Source organism: Roseateles sp. DB2, assembly GCF_051857535.1.
GTDB lineage: Bacteria > Pseudomonadota > Gammaproteobacteria > Burkholderiales > Burkholderiaceae_C > Roseateles_B.
The window spans coordinates 43,224-61,484 of sequence record NZ_JBPZGY010000003.1 but is presented as its reverse complement, the minus strand read 5'-3'; the positions used below and the strand labels follow the sequence as shown (position 1 = coordinate 61,484).

Genomic DNA, 18,261 nt, shown 5'->3' with positions numbered 1-18,261 from the left:
CGCGCAGCACCGACAATCGCGGCATGCCCGCCAGCCTGCACTACCTCTCGCACCGCGAGCGTCAGCACCGCATCGCCGCCCTGATCATCGCCCTGCTCTTCGCCCCCCTGGGCTGGAAGCTCTTCGGCCCACGCGGCGAATGGGTCACGATCCAGTCCCTTCGCTGGCAGCGCGACATCGAGATCGAGCGCCTGGTCGAAGTCCAGGACTCCAGCTGGTGCGACGAGATGCCCACCGGCGTGCAGGAGGTGCAGCGCAAGCTCATGGAAGACCCCAGCGGCCAGCGTGCCGAGCCCAGCCCCCATTGCCGCTACAGCGGCCTGCAATGGCGCCCGCTGCGTACCGTGCGCACACAAGGCCTGCATCCGCAAGTGCCGCAGTGGGGGTCGCCGGTGCTGGCCAGCCTCAGGCCGGACCAGGCCGGCGCCGAGCGCGTCGGCAAGTACAAGGGGGTCTACGAGGTGCTCATGGTCGACGCCAAGGAGCGCGACTGGACCTGTCGACTCAGCCTCCAGCAATGGCAGTCACTGAAGCCGGGGCAGCAGTTCCGGCTCTTCGTCGATCGCTTTGGCGTGGCCAACTGCAGCACCGTGCCGGGCCTGCGCTGAGGGCATGCACGGCTGGATGCGCTCTAGTGACGCACCGTGATGCCGCCCAGCACCAGCGAGCCCCGCAACTCCAGCTCGCGGCTGGCGGCAGCCAGCGGCTGTGTCTTGTCCTCGACCTGGCCCAGCACCGAGGAGGCGGTGACGCGCAGCCGGCAGTCGGGTGGCAAGCGCAGCTCCAGGCCCGCCATCACCACAGACACCTCCAGCACCGCGCGCTGGAAGCCCGCCTGGCTCAGGTCCAGCTCCACGCCTGCCAGCACCGCCTGCACCTGCCCGCCAGTGAAGTCGGACGACTGCACCCGGACCTCCTGGCCGCTCAGCACTGCCTTGAGGTCGAGCTGGCGGTCATGGACATCCTGATTGACATGGCCAAAGGGCCCCCCCTGTCCCGGCTGCCGCGCCATCACCATCACGCCCAGGCCTATCAGCACCAGGGGCCAGAAGTCGCGCCAGTCCATATGCAGCCATCCCAGGCGACGCAGCAGCAGCAGGCTGCCCAGGCCCAGCAGCAGGCCGCCTATCAGCTGCTCGCGCCTGTCGCCCGGCGCGGCCGTCAACAAACGGGCGGCACCCAGCGCCACCATCAGTACCGGCCAGAAGGGCAGGATGCGGCGCAGTTCCAGGACATGCAGGTTGTCCAGCAGAAAGGCCCCACCGGCCAGTACCAGCGTCAGGCCCAGCCACAGCTGATGGCGGGCGGCGCGGCCGGGTGTGCTGCGCGTGTTGCTCGTGTTCATGTTTGATCCTCCCCACGCTCCAGCAGGTAGTGAAGCATCTTGGCAACGCCCAGGGCGATCAGCAGCCAGGGCCAGGAGTCACGGAAGCTGAAGTTGGACCACCCCGTCTCGCAGGCATAGAACCAGGCAGCGACCGCGCCCAGAAACAGGGCACGGGTCAGCCCACGCGCGCTGCGCGCCAGCAGCAGGCTCAGGCCGGCCAGCACGGCGATCACCAGGGACCATGGCGCCTCGAACTGGAACCAGCTGGGCCAGCCGTGGCGCTGCACCAGCAGCACCAGGCCGACCAGGATCAGGAAAAGTCCGAAACCCCCGCGCCCTTCGCCGTGATGCCGGCGCCGCTCCAGGCGGCGGCGTGCTCGCCAACTCTGCTGTTCGATGTCCATGAATGTTCTCCAAGGCGTCCATGGCATCGCTCGCCATGTGCAGCCGGACCATAGCCGCGCGCGCTGCGCCTGTCCTCGGAAATGTCGTGAAGCGGCGGCTGCGCATGACGAAACGCAGGGGTGCACGACGAATGGCAAGCCGCCCCCGGGCCCGGGGCTCAGCCGCCGTAGGGCCGATAGGTGTAGCGCCCGGGCAGTTGCACCGCCACCACGCCGTAGCGGCCGGGGGATTCGAACCAGGTGGAGGGATAGGTCTCCTGTGGCTGCGTGCCCAGGGCGCTCACCAGGGCGTCTAGGATCAGGGCCTGCAGTTGCCGCTCGGCATCGGGCCCCAGCAGGAGTTCCAGCTTGGCGCCATTGAGGGCCTTGTTGAGATCGACCACCAGCGACTCGCGGTTCTTCAGGATGTAGCTGCGCAGGGACACGGCGTCGAAGCTGCCCAGCACGAGCTGCACACGGGGGATCGTCATGATGCCCGTGCCCAGGTAGAGCTCGATCGGCGCATCCAGCAGCTCCAGGGTGCGTGCCTCACGATCGCGGATCGACTCCCTAGCCTCGCGCTCGCGCAGGGCTGGCGATCGCTGCAGCAAGGCCTCCTTTCGGCGCAGCAGGTCCCGGAGTTCCTCCTCCGTGTGTCCGGCGGCGGAGAAGTTCTGGCGCAAACTGGCCCAGTCGTCCTCCTGGACCCTGTGCGGCCACAGCCAGCCCACGAGGATGGCCACCAGCAGCAGCAGCAGGCCTCCGAGAATCCAGCGCCCGCCGCCCACCGAGGGCGCGGGCCTTGCCGCCCGCCCGGTCCCACGCGGGGCGGCGTTGCGGGAGCGCGGCATCTTGGCGCCGCCGTGGGCATCAGCCGTGGCATCAGCCGCAGCAGGGGCTGCGACAGGAGTGGCGCCTGCCGACTGTGCCGCCAGCCAGTCGTCGTAGGCGGCACGCCGGGCAGGGTCCGACAACACGTCATAGGCTTCGGTGATGGCCGCTGCCCGTGCTGCGGCATCCGGATCGTCAGGGCGTCGATCCGGATGGAAGCGCTGGATCAGGCTGCGGTAGGCGGCACGCAGCACCTCGGGACTGGCCCGGGCACTGACTTCGAGGGTGTCGTAGTGGTTCACGGCGCGCGGATCAGTCACTCAGTCCAGCCGCTCAAAGCTCGTCTGGGCACCATCCCGCTCTCGCAGGACGAAGCGCCTGGGTTCGGCGGACAGGATCTGGTTGGCGTCGTGCTTGACGGCGCCGTCGGCATCCAGGATCGTCCAGACCAGGCGTTGCCCATCCAGCTGCCAGACGCCGTACTGCAGCACGGCGTCCTCGCCATCGCGGATCTCCCAGTCGCCATTGGCGCGCATCACCAAGGGCGTGCTCAGGCGCGAGGACTTCCAGCGGCCGACGAATTGCTCAGGCGCCAGCGGCTTCTGGCAGGCGGCGAGCAGGACGACGCCCCCTGCCACAGCCAGCAGGCCTGCAAGGGCGCGGCGGCGCTGGCTCATTCGTCTTTCATCCGTTCCTTCAACTGGCGCAGCCGCAGCTGCAGGCGCTTGCGGTCCACGTCGTTGGTGGTGAGGGAGATCTCCAGCGCGAGCTGCTCAGCCTCGAACTTGAGGCGCTGCTGCTCTTCGCGGGCTGCTTCCAGGGCCTGCTGGACATTGCGGGAGGCTTCCTCGCCACGCCGACGGGATTCCTCCTCCCAGCGACGCTGCTCATCCTCGGCCCGGCGGTTGTCCGTGGCGGCCTGGCGCTCGGCGTTCTCCTTGCGGCGACGCTCCGCTTCCATGAGTTCCATCTCGGCCCTGTTGGCCGGGCGCACGCCATAGGTCTGGTAGTAGTCCTGGAGCATGGCCTGTTCCGAGGCGCGCCGCTCCTGGGCCTCGCGCAGCTCCATCTGCTCGCGCGCGGCCTTCGTGGTGCAGCGCGAGACGCCCAGCGAAACACCCAGGACAAGCAACAGCAGCACCGACACGCTCACGACGCGGCGCAAGGCCGGCGACCAGTCGCTGAACAGCCCGTCCCGCCCCATGCCGGAGGGCGGGATGTCGGCCCGGGCCATCAGCGCATCGGCACGCAAGGCAAGGGCGTCAGCGCGCAGGCCCAGGGCGTCGGCGCGCGCGCCGGACACCGAGGCTGTCGTGGCCAGGGCTCCGCCGACACTCAGCGCCGCAGCGGCCTTGGCGGCCGCGTCCAGGTCGGCGTCATAGCCCGCCCGCGAGATCGGATCGTTGAGCGTGGTGAACGCCACGCGAAGCAGCTGGACCTTGTCATTGAAATCCTGGGCGGACAGGCTCGCCCGCTGAGCCTCCAAGGCGTCCAGTTCGAGGCGGTAGCCCGTGCGCACTTCCGTGGCGGTGGCCTGCGGTCGCACGCCGAGCAGTTCGTACAGTGTCCTGTTGTCCTTCATTCCCTACCCCATGTCCGCCGTCCGGTACGGCTCCGTCACCCCGCGCGCATGCCTGGCCGGATGCTTTCATGCGCACTGCAAATCGGGGGCAAGTTTAGCGAGGCCTGAGCAGGGCGCGCGTCAAGGGCTGCGCATTCTCTTGGCCTGCAAGCGCCCAGGAGCTTCGGGTTTTCCATGAAACACGACCGCGCCGGGGGGCAGACTGCGCCGTATCAGGAGCCAGGGGGCAGGGCATTGTCCAGCTTGCGCAGCGCTTCATCCACCGTCTCGAGCCAGCGCCGGTCCAGCTCCCGCTGACACATCAGGTGCCGCGTCGGTGACTCCACCATGCCAGGCAGCATCACCACCTCCAGGGCGCGCGCCGCCGTGCCGAGGTCCCTCAACAGGTGGGAGGCCTCGTCCAGGTCGGTGAACATGAAGTCCGCATGCCCGCGCAGCAGCATGTGGACCTGGCGCGCAGGTGGGGCACTCACGCGCAGCACGCCTGACCCGCGCTGCCGCAACCAGGCGTCGAGCTGCGGGCCGTAGGAGGCGCCGTCAGTCAGCAGCAGCCGCAGGCCGGGATCTTCGACCAGGGCCTGCGCGCTGGGAAACCTGCGCATGCGCAGTGCGGCACTGCGCGTGGCCAGGAAGACCGAGGGCGACTCCCGGTAGAGAGGCCCCGAGAACCAGGCGCCCGCCGCACGCTCCGGCGTCTTGAACACACCCACGAGACAGATCGGCTCCACGCTTTGCAGGATGTCCTGCAGGGAGCGCTTGAGGGGAGCGGGGACCAGGGGAGGCATGGCCAGCTCGGCGGGCCATGCCTTGCGCAGACGCTCGACCAGGCTGCCGGCCGCACGCCCCTGGGCATCGGTGTACATCATGGGCGGGATGTCGAAGTAGTGCAGCTCGCGCGGCACCTGCGCCGATGCCGGCCAGTGCAGGCCCAGGACGGCGACCAGCAGCAGGATCGTGGCGAGATGGCGGTTCTTCACGATGCTCGGCGGGAACAGCGTAGCCCTGAGTGTGCGCCTGAGCCCTCGCCTTGAAAGTCCCATGAATCGGGGCTCAGGGGCGCGTGCCCGTTTGCCCATAAAAAAAACCCCGGCGACAGGTGTCACCGGGGTGCCGGGGCAGGCCCTGCCGCTCAGGGCCAGGCCGCGCCGGGTCAGCAGGCTTGCTTACTTGCGTGCCGGAGGCACGTCCGTGCAGCTGCCGTGCGCGACCTCTGCGGCCATGCCTATGCTCTCGCCCAGGGTGGGATGCGGGTGGATGGTCTTGCCGATGTCCACGGCATCCGCGCCCATCTCGATGGCGAGGGCGATCTCGCCGATCATGTCACCCGCATGCGTGCCGACGATGCCGCCGCCCACGATGCGATGGGTCTCCTCATCGAAGAGCAGCTTGGTGAAGCCCTCGTCGCGGCCGTTGGCGATGGCGCGGCCGGACGCCGCCCAGGGGAAGAGACCCTTCTTGACCTTCACCCCCTGTGCCTTGGCCTGCTCCTCGGTGAGGCCCACCCAGGCCACTTCCGGGTCGGTGTAGGCCACGCTGGGGATCACGCGGGCGTCGAACTGGCTCTTGCTGAGCTTCTCGTCGCCCAGCAACTCGCCGGCGATGACCTCGGCCGCCACATGCGCCTCATGCACCGCCTTGTGCGCCAGCATGGGCTGGCCGACGATGTCGCCGATGGCGAAGATGTTGGGCACATTGGTGCGCATCTGCACGTCGACGTTGATGAAGCCGCGGTCGCTCACGGCCACACCGGCCTTGTCGGCGGCGATCTTCTTCCCGTTGGGCGTGCGGCCCACGGCCTGCAGCACGAGGTCGTAGACGCCCTCGCTCTTCGTGCCGTCCAGGCCTTCGAACTGCACCTTGATGCCCTCCGGCGTGGCCTCGGCCCCGACGGTCTTGGTCTTCAACATGATCTTGTCGAAGCGCGGCTTGTTCATCTTCTCCCAGACCTTGACCAGGTCGCGGTCCGCGCCCTGCATCAGGCCGTCCATCATCTCGACAACGTCCAGGCGCGCGCCCAGGGTCGAGTAGACAGTGCCCATCTCCAGGCCGATGATGCCGCCGCCGATGATCAGCATCTTCTTGGGCGTGCCCTTGAGCTGCAGCGCGCCGGTGGAGTCGACGATGCGATCGTCCTGCGGCAGGAAGGGCAGGCGCACGGCAGCGGAGCCAGCGGCGATGATGGCCTTCTTGAAGCGCACGACCTTGCTCGTGCCCGTCTTGTCCTGGGCCGTGCCGGTGGTCTCTTCCACGCTCAGGTGGTAGGGGTCGATGAAGCTGCCGTAGCCGCGCACGACCGTCACCTTGCGCATCTTGGCCATCTGCGAGAGACCGCCGGTCAGCTTGCCAATGACCTTTTCCTTGTGGCCGCGCAGTTTGTCGATGTTCACGGTGGGCGCGCCAAAGTCCACGCCCAGCTCGGCCATGTGGCTGACTTCGTCCATCACGGCGGCCACGTGCAGCAGGGCCTTGGACGGGATGCAGCCCACGTTGAGGCAGACGCCGCCCAGGGTGGCGTAGCGCTCGACCAGCACGACCTTCAGGCCGAGGTCAGCCGCGCGGAAAGCGGCCGAGTAGCCGCCGGGGCCGCCGCCCAGCACCAGCACGTCGGCCTCGATGTCAGCGGCGCCGCTGTAGCTGCCCGCGGGCAGGGGCACCGCCGGGGCCACCACGGCAGGCGCCGGTGCAGTCGCAGTCGCAGTCGCTGCAGGCGCAGCGGGGGCCGCTGCAGCCTCGCTGTCGAGCATCAGGATCACGGTGCCCTGGTTGACCTTGTCGCCCAGGCTCACCTTGAGTTCCTTGACCACGCCGGCGTGCGTCGACGGGATCTCCATCGAGGCCTTGTCGCTCTCGACGGTGAGCAGGCTCTGGTCGACCTTCACCGTGTCGCCGGCCTTGACCAGCAGCTCGATGATGGCCACGTCCTTGAAGTCGCCGATGTCCGGGACCTTCACTTCTAGCAATGCCATGTCTGTCTCCATGTCTTCAAGGCGCGCCGATGATGGCACGGCCAGGATGATCAAGCGACGCGCGCGGATCCGGCTTCGCCGGGCCGTCGCGCGTGCCCCCTTGAGGGGGCGCGCGAAGCGCGTAGGGGGTGGTTAAAGAGCGATGCGGCGGAAGTCGGCAAGCAGGGAAGCGAAGTACACGTTGAAGCGCGCAGCCGCCGCGCCGTCGATCACGCGGTGATCCCAGCTCAGGCTCAACGGCAGCATCAGGCGCGGCTGGAAGGCCTTGCCGTCCCACTTGGGTTCGATCTGGCTCTTGCACACGCCCATGATGGCCACCTCGGGCGCATTGATGATGGGCGTGAAGTAGCGCCCGCCGATGCCGCCCAGGGACGAGATGGTGAAGCAGCCACCGCTCATGTCTGCCGGGCCCAGCTTGCCGTCACGGGCCTTCTTGGCCAGCTCGGCCATCTCCTGGCTGATCTGGACGATGCCCTTCTTGTCGGCATCCCTGATCACCGGCACGACGAGGCCGTTGGGCGTGTCCGCTGCGAAGCCGATGTGGAAGTAGTTCTTCAGCACCAGCGTGTCGCCATCCAGGCTGGCGTTGAATTCGGGGAACTTCTTGAGCGCGGCCACGGCGGCCTTGATCATGAAGGCCAGCATGGTGACCTTGACGCCGCTCTTCTCGTTTTCCTTGTTCAAGAGAACGCGGAAGGCCTCGAGGTCGGTGATGTCGGCATCGTCGTGGTTGGTGACGTGCGGAATCACCACCCAGTTGCGATGCAGGTTGGCGCCCGAGATCTTCTTGATGCGGCCCATCTCCTTGCGCTCGATGGGACCGAACTTGGCGAAGTCCACCTGCGGCCAGGCCAGCAGGCCGGGGAAGGCGCCACCGGTAGCGGCGCCGCCCGCGGGCGCGGCGGCCTTCTGCGCGGCGGTCTGGGTCTGGCCGGTCATCACGGCCTTGACGAAGCCCTGCACATCGGACTCCAGCACGCGTCCCTTGGGACCGCTGCCCTTCACTTCCCCCAGCGGCACGCCCAGCTCGCGGGCCAGCTTGCGGATGGTTGGCGAGGCATGCGGCAGGCGGCCCTTCGCGGCAGTGGGTTCATGCGCGGGCAGCGTGGGCGCAGAGGCGCTTGCGCTTGCGGGTGCAGCAGCAGGTGCGGCAGCAGCAGGTGCAGTTGCACTTGCTGCAGGCGCAGCGCCCGCCACGGTCTGCACCACGGCCAGCAGCGTGCCCTTGGCGACTTTGTCACCCAGCTTGACCTTCAGCTCCTGGATCACGCCGGCATGCGAGGACGGAATCTCCATCGAGGCCTTGTCGCTCTCGACAGTAATCAGGCTCTGCTCGACACGGATGGTGTCGCCTGCCTTGACGAAGACCTCGATCACGCTGACCTCGTCGAAGTCGCCGATGTCCGGCACCACGACGTCGACCAGGCCGCCGCCCGAAACAGGCGCAGCGGGTGCAGCGGGTGCAGCGGGTGCAGTGGGTGCAGTGGGTGCAGCGGGGGCAGCAGCAGGCGCAGGCGCAGCGGCGGCAGTCGCTGCGGCGCCCGTCCCTTCCACGATCAGCAGCAGGCTGCCCTCGTTGACCTTGTCGCCCACGGCGACCTTCACTTCCTTCACGACGCCGGCCTGGGTCGAGGGGATCTCCATCGAGGCCTTGTCGCTCTCGACCGTCACCAGGCTCTGGTCGACCTGGATGGTGTCGCCCACCTTCACCAGCAGCTCGATCACTGCCACGTCCTTGAAGTCCCCGATGTCGGGCACCTTCACTTCAAGCATTGCCATGCGGATGTCTCCGTTGAATTCGTTGCGTCACGCAGCGCGTGCCTTCCCGAGCGGGGCTTGCAGATCCGGCTTTGCCGGGCTGCCAAGCCCGCCCCCTTGAGGGGGCCTTGGCTCAGCGCTTTCGCGCCTCGGGAGTGGTCAGGCATACAGGGGATTGATCTTGTCGGCCTTGATGCCGTACTTCGCGATCGCCTCGGCCACCTTGGCGACAGGCAGCTTGCCTTCGTCAGCCAGGCTCTTCAGCGCGGCCACGACGATGTAGTGGCGATTGATCTCGAAGTGCTCGCGCAATTTGGTGCGGAAGTCCGAGCGGCCGAAGCCGTCGGTCCCCAGCACCTTGTAGGAGCGGCCGGCCGGCACGAAGCCGCGGATCTGCTCCGCGTAGTTCTTCATGTAGTCGGTCGAGGCGATCACCGGGCCGCTGGTGGTACTGAGCTGCTGGGCCACGAAGGAGGCACGAGGCGTCTCGGTCGGGTGCAGCAGGTTCCAGCGCTCGGCGTCCTGGCCGTCGCGGGCCAGCTCATTGAAGCTGGGGCAGGACCAGATGTGGGCGCCGACGCCCCAGTCCTGCTCCAGCAGCTCCTTGGCCGCCATGGACTCGCGCAGGATGGTGCCCGAGCCCAGCAGGTTGACCTGCAGCGCGCTGCCGGCCGAAGCCGGATCCAGCAGGTACATGCCCTTGAGGATCTGCTCCTCGGTGCCGGCCTTCAGGCCCGGCATCGGGTAGTTCTCGTTGAGCAGGGTGATGTAGAAGAACACGTTCTCCTGGTTCTCCACCATGCGCTTGAGGCCGTTGTGCATGATCACGGCGACCTCGTGCGCGAAGGTCGGGTCGTAGGAGATGCAGTTGGGGATGGTGCCGGCCAGGATGTGACTGTGGCCATCCTCATGCTGCAGGCCCTCGCCGTTGAGCGTGGTCCGGCCCGAGGTGCCGCCCAGCAGGAAGCCGCGCGCCTGCATGTCGCCCGCCGCCCAGGCCAGGTCACCGATGCGCTGGAAGCCGAACATCGAGTAGTAGACGTAGAACGGGATCATCACCCGGTTGTTCGTCGAATAGCTCGTGGCGGCAGCGATCCAGCTGGCCATGCCGCCGGCCTCGTTGATGCCTTCCTGCAGGATCTGTCCGGCCTTGTCCTCGCGGTAGTACATCACCTGGTCCTTGTCGACCGGGGTGTAGAGCTGGCCCTTGGGGTTGTAGATGCCGATCTGGCGGAACAGGCCTTCCATGCCGAACGTGCGGGCCTCGTCCACCAGGATGGGCACCACGCGGGGACCAAGCTCCTTGTCGCGCAGCAGCTGCGTCAGGAAGCGCACATAGGCCTGGGTCGTCGAGATCTCGCGGCCTTCCGCGGTGGGCTCCAGCACGGCCTTGAAGGTGTCCAGCGGCGGCGTGGTGAAGCTCTCATCGGCCTTCACGCGGCGCTTGGGCAGGTAGCCGCCCAGGGCCTGGCGGCGCTCGTGCAGGTAGCGCATTTCCGGCGTGTCATCGGCCGGCTTGTAGTACGGCAGCTTGGGCAGCTCGCTGTCCGGCACAGGGATGCCGAAGCGGTCGCGGATGTACTTGATGTCCTCGTCCGTCAGCTTCTTGGTCTGGTGGACGGTGTTCTTGCCTTCACCGGCCTTGCCCATGCCATAGCCCTTGACGGTCTTCACCAGCAGCACGGTGGGCTGGCCCGAGCTGTTGTTGTGGGCGGCGTGGAAGGCGGCGTAGACCTTCTCGGGCTGGTGGCCACCGCGGCGCAGCTCGAAGATCTCCTCGTCGCTCATGTGCTCGACGAGCTTGGCGGTCTCGGGGTACTTGCCGAAGAAGTGCTTGCGGACGTAGGCGCCGTCGTTGGCCTTCATGGCCTGGTAGTCGCCGTCCAGCGTCTCCATCATCAGTGCTTTCAGCTTGCCGCTCTTGTCGCGCGCCAGCAGCTCGTCCCAGCCCTTGCCCCAGATCAGCTTGATCACGTTCCAGCCGCTGCCGCGGAACTCGCCTTCCAGCTCCTGGATGATCTTGCCGTTGCCACGCACCGGGCCGTCCAGACGCTGCAGATTGCAGTTGATCACGAAGACCAGGTTGTCCAGGCCCTCGCGCGCGGCCAGGCCGATGGCGCCCAGGCTTTCGGGCTCGTCCATCTCGCCGTCACCCATGAAGGCCCAGACCTTGCGGTTGGCGGTGTCGGCAATGCCGCGGGCGTGCAGGTACTTCAGGAAGCGAGCCTGGTAGATGGCCATCAGCGGGCCCAGGCCCATCGAGACGGTCGGGAACTGCCAGAAGTCCGGCATCAGCTTGGGGTGGGGATAGCTGGAGAGGCCCTTGCCATCGACCTCCTGGCGGAAGCTGTCCAGCTGGGCCTCGCTCAGGCGGCCTTCCAGGAAGGCGCGGGCGTAGATGCCGGGGGCGCTGTGGCCCTGGATGTAGAGCAGGTCGCCGCCGTGCTTTTCACTTTCGGCATGCCAGAAGTGGTTGAAGCCAGCGCCCAGCATGGAGGCCAGGGAGGCGAAGGAGCCGATGTGGCCTCCCAGGTCACCGCCGTCCGCCGGGTTCAGGCGGTTGGCCCGCACCACCATGGCCATGGCGTTCCAGCGCATGTAGGCGCGCAGGCGCTTCTCGATCTCGATATTGCCGGGGCAGCGCGCCTCCTGGTCAGCCGGGATGGTGTTGACGTAGGGCGTGGTGGCCGAGAACGGCACGTCGATGCCGGCCTGGCGGGCATGGTCGATCAGGGTATTGAGCAGGAAGTGGGCCCGCTCACTGCCTTCCTCGCCGATGACGGCGGACAGCGCGTCCAGCCATTCCTGGGTCTCGAGGGCGTCGGTGTCGTGGGCGGCTGCGCCTGGGGTGGACTGGGGCTGCGCGGACATGCTGTCTCCTTGCAAATCTCTGGTGTTGCGGTGCTGATTCGCGGTGTTGAGGCCTGGCTTCAAGCCCCGCCGATCGCCGTCACAGACGCAGCAATCCCGGGGCCCGCCAATGTTCCGGCCGGAGTGTCGCACAGCATGGCTATTTTTTCCAAATCGTGCGATAGCATTTCACATAATGAAATCACAAGGGATCGCCAAAGGGATTGTTCGCTGCTCCGGGGGTCGGGCCGGACGGGATAATCCGCGCCATGTCTTCGCGTTTCGATCTCAAGGCCCAGCTGCGTCGCTGGTCCCAGCCCTTGCGTCTGCTGGCCACCGCCTGGTGGCGCCGCCAGTCCCCTTCCCGCCAGGACCGTTTCGCCACCCTCGGTCCGCTGATCTCGGTGCTGCTGTTTCTGGCGGCCATCATCCTGGCCTTCTGGTATCTGCGTAACGAAGAAATCGAGCGCGAGCAGGAAGCCGTCAAGCGCGACACCGAGATCGCCCAGAAGCAGATCCAGCTGCGTCTGATCGAGAACCAGGAGCAGTTGGTGCGCATCGCCCGGGAGATCGCCACCCGGGCCACCGACTCCCACGAGTTCAACACCCAGGCCAGCACCTGGGCCCGGGACCGGCCCGAGATCACCCATGTCACCTGGCTGAGCAACCGCCGCGAACGGCGCGCCAGCGTCAGTGCGGCAGGCTACCAGGCGGACAGTCTCATGGCGCTGGAAGGCGGCGACCCCTCCATGCCTGCCGGCAACGCCACCAGCGCAGCCGAGAGCGCCTTCCAGCTGGTCAAGGAACGCCGCCAGCCAGCCTATTCCCAGGCCTTCAGCGATGCCAACAACACCATGGTCTTCCAGGTCCAGGTGCCGCTGATCGACCGCACCGGCTTCTCCGGCGTGCTGATCGCCGAGTACACGGTGGAAGGCCTGCTGCGCTATTACGTGCCCTCGGACGTCGCCGTGCGCCATGCCATCGCCGTGCTGGACTCCCGCGACATGGTCGTGGCCAGCACCGTGACGCCGATGCCGGGGCAAAAGCTCAAGAAGCCCTCCATCTTTCACGAGGTGCCCCTGGCCCCTGCTTTCAACGGTCTGGTGCTGCGCGGCCAGGGCTACCGCACCTCGGTAGGCCTGATCTCCAACACCCTGTTCTGGATGGTGGTGGCGCTGTCGGTGCTGACCGTCTGGATGCTGCTGGGCACCTGGAAGCACATGCGCCGCCGCATGCAGGCCCAGAACGCGCTGATCAACGAAACCAATTTCCGCCGGGCCATGGAGAACTCCATGCTCACCGGCATGCGCGCCATGGACATGGAGTCGCGCATCTCCTACGTGAACCCCGCCTTCTGCGCGATGACGGGTTTCTCCGAGGGCGAGCTGATCGGCCGCAAGCCGCCCTTCCCGTACTGGCCGCCCGACCGCTACGAGGAGAACGCCCGGCTGCTGCAGCAGGAGATCCAGGGCCGCAGCCCCGCAGGCGGTGCCGAGGTGAAGGTCATGCGCAAGGACGGCACGACCTTCGATGCCCGCATGTACGTCTCTCCCCTGATCGACCCCAAGGGCAAGCAGACCGGCTGGATGACCTCGATGACCAACATCACCGAGGCCAAGCGTGTGCGCGACCAGCTCTCGGCCTCGCATGAGCGCTTCACCACCGTGCTGGAAGGGCTGGACGCTGCGGTGTCGGTGCTCTCGGTGCAGCAGGGCGAGCTGCTCTTCGCCAACCGCAGCTACCGACTGTGGTTCGGCGCCGACCCCAAAGGCCACGCCATGCTGGCCGGCGGCAAGCTGGGCCGCAGCAAGGAAGACCCTGACCACGATGAAGAGGTGGACGACTATTCCGGCCTCCCCGCCCAGCCCTTGATGGAGGTGGGGTCGGACCCGCGCGAGGTCTACATCGACAGCCTGGAGATGTGGTTCGACGTCCGCGCCCGCTACCTGCAGTGGACCGACGGCCGCCTGGCCCAGATGCTGATCGCGACCGACATCACCGCCCGCCGACGCGCCGAGGAACAGGCCGCCCAGCAGGCCGAGAAGGCCCAGGTCACCAGCCGCCTGATGACCATGGGCGAGATGGCCTCCAGCGTGGCTCACGAGCTGAACCAGCCGCTCACCGCCATCACCAACTACTGCAACGGCATGGTCTCGCGCGTGCGCAACGACCAGATCGGCAAGGACGACCTGCTCGCAGCGCTGGAGAAGACGGCCAAGCAGGCCCAGCGGGCCGGGCAGATCATCCACCGCATCCGCAACTTCGTGAAGCGCAGCGAGCCGCAGCGCGCGCCCTCGCAGGCGCATGACATCGTCGAGGACGCCGTCGAGCTGGCCGGCATCGAGCTGCGCCGCCGCAATGTGGCCATCCACACCTATGTGGCGCAGCGCCTGCCCACGCTGATGGTGGACCCCATCCTGATCGAGCAGGTGCTGATGAACCTGCTCAAGAATGCCGCCGAGGCCATCGACAACGCCGGCCTGCCGGTCTCCCGCCGCCACATCGAGCTGCGCGTGGTGCCCAAGCACACGCAGGAGCTGGGGGCCAATATCGAGTTCTCGGTGACTGACATGGGCCCGGGTTTGCCCGAGGAAGTCATCGAGCGCATGTACGAGGCCTTCTTCTCCACCAAGGCCGATGGCATGGGCATCGGACTAGGGTTATGCCGGTCCATCGTGGAGTCCCACCAGGGCCGGATCCGTGCCGAGAACTTATACAATGGCCCGACGATCGTAGGGTGCAGGTTCGCCTTCACCATTCCCGTCGAAATCCCGCGCCACGAGGCGCCGGGCACTGCCCCAAACACTGCCGAGACACCATGAGCCTGATTCCGAAGAAGGGTACCGTCTACGTTGTCGATGACGATGAAGCGGTGCGCGATTCCCTGCAATGGCTGCTGGAGGGCAAGGACTACCGCGTGAAGTGCTTCGATTCCGCCGAGTCCTTCTTGAGCCGCTACGACCCGCGTGAAGTGGCCTGCCTGATCACCGATGTGCGCATGGACGGCATGAGCGGCCTGGACCTCCAGGACAAGCTGCTGGAGCGCAAGAGCCCCCTGCCCGCCGTCTTCATCACCGGCCACGGCGACGTGCCCATGGCCGTGAACACCATGAAGAAAGGCGCGATGGATTTCATCGAGAAGCCCTTCAAGGAAGAGGAGCTGCTGGCCCTGGTCGAGCGCATGCTGGAGCAGGCCCGTGTGGAATTTTCGCAGCACCAGGAAGCGGCCAGCCGCGAAGCCCTGCTGTCGCGCCTGACCACCCGCGAGGCCCAGGTGCTGGAACGCATCGTGGCCGGCCGTCTGAACAAGCAGATCGCCGATGACCTCGGCATCAGCATCAAGACCGTGGAAGCGCACCGCGCCAACATCATGGAGAAGCTCAACGCCAATACCGTGGCCGATCTGCTCAAGATCGCTCTGGGCGCCTCGGCCCAGGCCAAGGCCTGACGCTTCACCCCATTCCAGGAAAGCCGCTGATATTCCAGCGGCTTTTTGCATTCTCCGGAGTCTTTCTGACATGACCGCAACCCTCATCGACGGCGTCGCCCTCTCCAAGCAACTTCGCACCGAGGTGGCGCAGCGCGCTGCCGCCCTGGCACCCAGAGGCGTCAAGCCCGGCCTGGCCGTGATCCTGGTGGGTGACAACCCGGCCAGCCAGGTCTATGTGCGCAACAAGGTCAAGGCTTGCGAGGACGTGGGCTTCCACTCGGTGCTGGAGAAGTACGAGGCCACCATGAGCGAGGCCGAGCTTCTGGCCCGCGTCGAGGCGCTCAACAACGACCCCGCCATCCACGGCATCCTGGTGCAGTTGCCCCTGCCAGGGCACATCGACGACCACAAGGTCATCGAGGCCATCTCGCCCCTGAAGGACGTGGACGGCTTCCACGTGGCCTCGGCCGGCGCCCTCATGGTGGGTGAGACCGGCTTCAAGGCCTGCACGCCCTACGGCTGCATGAAGATGCTGGAGAGCATCGGCATGAAGGACCTGCGTGGCAAGCACGCCGTGGTGATCGGCCGCTCCAACATCGTGGGCAAGCCCATGGCCCTGATGCTGCTGCAGGCCAATGCCACCGTCACCATCTGCCACAGCGGCACGGCCGACCTCGCTGCCATGACCCGCCAGGCCGATGTGGTCGTGGCGGCCGTGGGCAAGCGCAATGTGCTGACGGCCGACATGGTCAAGCCCGGTGCCGTGGTCATCGACGTGGGCATGAACCGCGATGACGAAGGCAAGCTCTGCGGGGACGTGGACTTCAACGGCGTTCGCGAAGTGGCCGGCTGGATCACTCCCGTTCCCGGCGGTGTCGGCCCCATGACCATCACCATGCTGCTGGTCAACACCATGGAGTCAGCCGAGCGCGCCGCGGACGGCCGCTGAGGACGGCTCTGCCGCCGCTGCCGCATCCGGCAGGAGCAACACAGACTACGCAAGTGGCCCGCGCGCCCAGGGAGATTCCGTGAACAACCCGCTGCTCAGTACCGCCCCTCTGCCCGCCTTCGCGAGCATCCGCCCCGAACACATCCAGCCCGCCATCAGCGAACTGCTGGAGGCTGCCCGTCGGGCCCAGGCGGAGGCCACCGCGGATTCGACGCCAGCGGACTTCGACGCCCTGGAACGCGTGCTGAGCACCGCCACGGAGCGGCTGTCCGTGTCCTGGGGTGCCGTCAGCCACATGAATGCGGTGGCTAACACACCCGAGCTGCGCGAGGCCTACAACGCCATGCTGCCGGCCGTCACCGAGTTCTACACGAGCCTGGGTGCCGATGAAAAGCTCTTCGCCAAGTACAAGGCCATCCAGCAGGCGCAAGGCGCCACGCTGAACCCGGCCCGCCAGCAGGCGCTGCGGCACTGGATCCGCGACTTCGTGCTCTCCGGCGCCGACCTGCAAGGCGAGGCCAAGACTCGCTTCGCCGCCATCCAGGAGCGCTCGGCAGAGCTGGGCCAGGCCTTCAGCGAGCACGTGATGGACGCCACCGACGGCTGGGTGCACTACGCCAGTGCCGCCGAAATGGCCGGCGTGCCAGAAGACGTGCTGACCCAGACCGCACAGGCCGCCGAGGCAGACGGCAAGCCGGGCCTGCACAAGATCACCCTGCACTTCCCCTGCTACCTGCCGGTGATGCAGTACGCCAGCCACCGCCCGCTGCGCGAGCGCGTGTACCGCGCCTACGTCACCCGCGCCAGCGAGCTGGGCGACAAGCCCGAGTGGGACAACGGCGCGCTGATGCGGGAGATGCTGGCCCTGCACCAGGAAGAGGCCGCGCTGCTGGGCTATGCCAACTACGCCGAGGTCTCTCTGGTGGCCAAGATGGCCGAGTCGCCCGCACAGGTGATGACTTTCCTGCGCGAGCTCGCCGCCAAGGCTCGCCCCCATGCGCAACGCGACCTGGATGCCCTGCGCGCCTTCGCCCGAGAGCAGTTGGCCGCCGAGTTTCCCGAAGGCACGCTGCAGGCCTGGGACCAGGCCTATGTCTCCGAGAAGCTGAAGATGGCCCGCTATGCCTTCAGCGACCAGGAGGTGAAGCAATACCTGACCCTCCCGCGCGTGCTGGAGGGCCTGTTCAGCATCCTGGAGCGCGTCTTCGGCGTGCGCCTGATCGCTGACACGGCCGAGGTCTGGCACGAGTCCGTGCGCTTCTACCGCCTGGAGCGCCAAGGGCAGCTCATCGGCCAGGTCTACCTGGACCTCTACGCCCGCACCGGCAAGCGCCCTGGCGCCTGGATGGACGAGGTCCGTGGCCGCTGGCGCCGCCCCGAGGGCTCGCTGCAGCTGCCGGTGGCGCACCTGGTGTGCAACTTCGCCTCACCGGTGGGGGACAGGCCGGCGCTGCTCACGCACGACGACGTCACCACGCTCTTCCATGAGGTGGGCCATGGCCTGCATCACCTGCTGACGCGCGTCGAGGAGGCCGGCGTGTCTGGCATCTCCGGTGTGGAATGGGACGCCGTGGAGCTGCCCAGCCAGTTCATGGAGAACTTCTGCTGGGAATGGGAGGTGCTGCAGCAGCTGTCCCGCCATGTGGACAGCTGCGAGCCCCTGCCCCGCAGCCTCTACGACAAGATGGTGGCCGCCAAGAACTACCAGGCCGGCCTGCAGACCCTGCGCCAGATCGAGTTCGCGCTCTTCGACATGCGCCTGCACGCCGAGCCTGGCAGCGAGCAGCGCATCCAGCAGGTGCTGGACGAGGTGCGGGCCGAGATCTCCGTCAATCCGCCCCCTGCCTTCAACCGCTTCCAGCACAGCTTCTCGCACATCTTCGCGGGCGGCTACTCTGCGGGTTATTACAGCTACAAATGGGCCGAGGTGCTGTCGGCAGACGCCTGGAGTGCCTTCGAGGAAGAAGGCGTGTTCAATCCGGACGTGGGCCGGCGCTACCTGGAGAACATCCTGGAAGTGGGCGGCTCGCGCGACGCCATGGACAACTTCAAGGCCTTCCGCGGCCGCGAGCCGCGCATCGACGCCCTGCTGCGTCACCAGGGCATGGCGGCCTGAGGCTGACTCAGGTCCGGCAGGGGGCCTGGGCGCCGGGGCGCTCACCCGATCCCCACGCCCCGGGGGCCG

At 67.2% G+C, this 18,261-nt stretch carries 14 protein-coding genes; 5 read left to right on the top strand and 9 right to left on the bottom strand.

Annotation, left to right across the window (positions count from 1 at the left end):
• The first annotated feature begins 23 nt into the window (after nucleotides 1–23).
• Nucleotides 24–608, top strand: a complete 585-nt coding sequence (locus tag ACS5PK_RS05300; protein ID WP_439439219.1) for a hypothetical protein — start codon at nucleotides 24–26, stop codon at nucleotides 606–608.
• Between the two features lie 23 nt (nucleotides 609–631).
• On the opposite strand, the gene ACS5PK_RS05295 is transcribed toward ACS5PK_RS05300, so the two are convergent.
• The 9 genes from ACS5PK_RS05295 to aceE form a co-directional block, all read right to left on the bottom strand.
• The gene (locus ACS5PK_RS05295; protein ID WP_439439218.1) at nucleotides 632–1,345 is read right to left on the bottom strand and encodes a LiaI-LiaF-like domain-containing protein; all 714 of its coding nucleotides are present in this window, start codon (nucleotides 1,343–1,345) and stop codon (nucleotides 632–634) included.
• On the bottom strand, nucleotides 1,342–1,731 hold the full coding sequence (locus ACS5PK_RS05290) for a LiaF transmembrane domain-containing protein (RefSeq protein WP_439439217.1): 390 nt from the start codon (nucleotides 1,729–1,731) through the stop codon (nucleotides 1,342–1,344). The genes ACS5PK_RS05295 and ACS5PK_RS05290 overlap by 4 nt, the downstream gene beginning before the upstream one ends.
• A 158-nt stretch (nucleotides 1,732–1,889) precedes the next feature.
• Nucleotides 1,890–2,861 carry a J domain-containing protein gene (locus ACS5PK_RS05285; protein WP_439439216.1) on the bottom strand — a complete coding sequence of 324 codons (972 nt, stop codon included), beginning with the start codon at nucleotides 2,859–2,861 and terminating at the stop codon, nucleotides 1,890–1,892.
• On the bottom strand, nucleotides 2,862–3,218 hold the full coding sequence (locus ACS5PK_RS05280) for a hypothetical protein (protein WP_439439215.1): 357 nt from the start codon (nucleotides 3,216–3,218) through the stop codon (nucleotides 2,862–2,864). It lies immediately after the preceding gene.
• Nucleotides 3,215–4,123 (bottom strand): hypothetical protein, encoded by a 909-nt coding sequence (locus ACS5PK_RS05275; protein ID WP_439439214.1) that lies wholly within the window; start codon nucleotides 4,121–4,123, stop codon nucleotides 3,215–3,217. The genes ACS5PK_RS05280 and ACS5PK_RS05275 overlap by 4 nt, the downstream gene beginning before the upstream one ends.
• Nucleotides 4,124–4,335: 212 nt before the next feature.
• Entirely contained in the window at nucleotides 4,336–5,100 is a 765-nt protein-coding gene (locus ACS5PK_RS05270) for a hypothetical protein (protein ID WP_439439213.1), read from the bottom strand.
• A 186-nt stretch (nucleotides 5,101–5,286) separates the two neighbouring features.
• Entirely contained in the window at nucleotides 5,287–7,089 is a 1,803-nt protein-coding gene (gene lpdA / locus ACS5PK_RS05265) for a dihydrolipoyl dehydrogenase (protein WP_439439212.1), read from the bottom strand.
• Between the two features lie 132 nt (nucleotides 7,090–7,221).
• The gene (gene aceF / locus ACS5PK_RS05260) at nucleotides 7,222–8,868 is read right to left on the bottom strand and encodes a dihydrolipoyllysine-residue acetyltransferase (RefSeq protein ID WP_439439211.1); all 1,647 of its coding nucleotides are present in this window, start codon (nucleotides 8,866–8,868) and stop codon (nucleotides 7,222–7,224) included.
• Nucleotides 8,869–9,006: 138 nt separating this feature from the next.
• Nucleotides 9,007–11,718, bottom strand: coding sequence for a pyruvate dehydrogenase (acetyl-transferring), homodimeric type (gene aceE, locus ACS5PK_RS05255; RefSeq protein ID WP_439439210.1), 2,712 nt, complete (start codon nucleotides 11,716–11,718; stop codon nucleotides 9,007–9,009).
• Between the two features lie 248 nt (nucleotides 11,719–11,966).
• On the opposite strand from aceE, the gene ACS5PK_RS05250 reads away from it, so the two are divergent.
• The 4 genes from ACS5PK_RS05250 to ACS5PK_RS05235 all read left to right on the top strand — a co-directional run bounded on the left by ACS5PK_RS05250 (nucleotide 11,967) and on the right by ACS5PK_RS05235 (nucleotide 18,192).
• Nucleotides 11,967–14,519 carry a PAS domain S-box protein gene (locus tag ACS5PK_RS05250; protein ID WP_439439209.1) on the top strand — a complete coding sequence of 851 codons (2,553 nt, stop codon included), beginning with the start codon at nucleotides 11,967–11,969 and terminating at the stop codon, nucleotides 14,517–14,519.
• Nucleotides 14,516–15,145: a response regulator transcription factor gene (locus ACS5PK_RS05245; RefSeq protein WP_183103233.1), complete on the top strand. Its 630-nt coding sequence runs from the start codon at nucleotides 14,516–14,518 to the stop codon at nucleotides 15,143–15,145. The genes ACS5PK_RS05250 and ACS5PK_RS05245 overlap by 4 nt, the downstream gene beginning before the upstream one ends.
• Nucleotides 15,146–15,215: 70 nt before the next feature.
• The gene (gene folD, locus ACS5PK_RS05240) at nucleotides 15,216–16,076 is read left to right on the top strand and encodes a bifunctional methylenetetrahydrofolate dehydrogenase/methenyltetrahydrofolate cyclohydrolase FolD (protein WP_439439208.1); all 861 of its coding nucleotides are present in this window, start codon (nucleotides 15,216–15,218) and stop codon (nucleotides 16,074–16,076) included.
• Nucleotides 16,077–16,155: 79 nt separating this feature from the next.
• On the top strand, nucleotides 16,156–18,192 hold the full coding sequence (locus ACS5PK_RS05235; RefSeq protein ID WP_439439207.1) for a M3 family metallopeptidase: 2,037 nt from the start codon (nucleotides 16,156–16,158) through the stop codon (nucleotides 18,190–18,192).
• The last annotated feature ends 69 nt before the right edge of the window (nucleotides 18,193–18,261 follow it).

Bases quoted from the DNA above. Each gene is read 5' to 3' on its own strand.
- aceF (WP_439439211.1), bottom strand. From the start codon at position 8,868: ATGGCAATGCTTGAAGTGAAGGTGCCCGACATCGGGGACTTCAAGGAC.
- ACS5PK_RS05280 (WP_439439215.1), bottom strand. From the start codon at position 3,218: ATGAGCCAGCGCCGCCGCGCCCTTGCAGGCCTGCTGGCTGTGGCAGGG.
- ACS5PK_RS05300 (WP_439439219.1), top strand. From the start codon at position 24: ATGCCCGCCAGCCTGCACTACCTCTCGCACCGCGAGCGTCAGCACCGC.
- ACS5PK_RS05290 (WP_439439217.1), bottom strand. From the start codon at position 1,731: ATGGACATCGAACAGCAGAGTTGGCGAGCACGCCGCCGCCTGGAGCGG.
- ACS5PK_RS05245 (WP_183103233.1), top strand. From the start codon at position 14,516: ATGAGCCTGATTCCGAAGAAGGGTACCGTCTACGTTGTCGATGACGAT.
- folD (WP_439439208.1), top strand. From the start codon at position 15,216: ATGACCGCAACCCTCATCGACGGCGTCGCCCTCTCCAAGCAACTTCGC.
- aceE (WP_439439210.1), bottom strand. From the start codon at position 11,718: ATGTCCGCGCAGCCCCAGTCCACCCCAGGCGCAGCCGCCCACGACACC.
- ACS5PK_RS05275 (WP_439439214.1), bottom strand. From the start codon at position 4,123: ATGAAGGACAACAGGACACTGTACGAACTGCTCGGCGTGCGACCGCAG.
- ACS5PK_RS05250 (WP_439439209.1), top strand. From the start codon at position 11,967: ATGTCTTCGCGTTTCGATCTCAAGGCCCAGCTGCGTCGCTGGTCCCAG.
- lpdA (WP_439439212.1), bottom strand. From the start codon at position 7,089: ATGGCATTGCTAGAAGTGAAGGTCCCGGACATCGGCGACTTCAAGGAC.
- ACS5PK_RS05295 (WP_439439218.1), bottom strand. From the start codon at position 1,345: ATGAACACGAGCAACACGCGCAGCACACCCGGCCGCGCCGCCCGCCAT.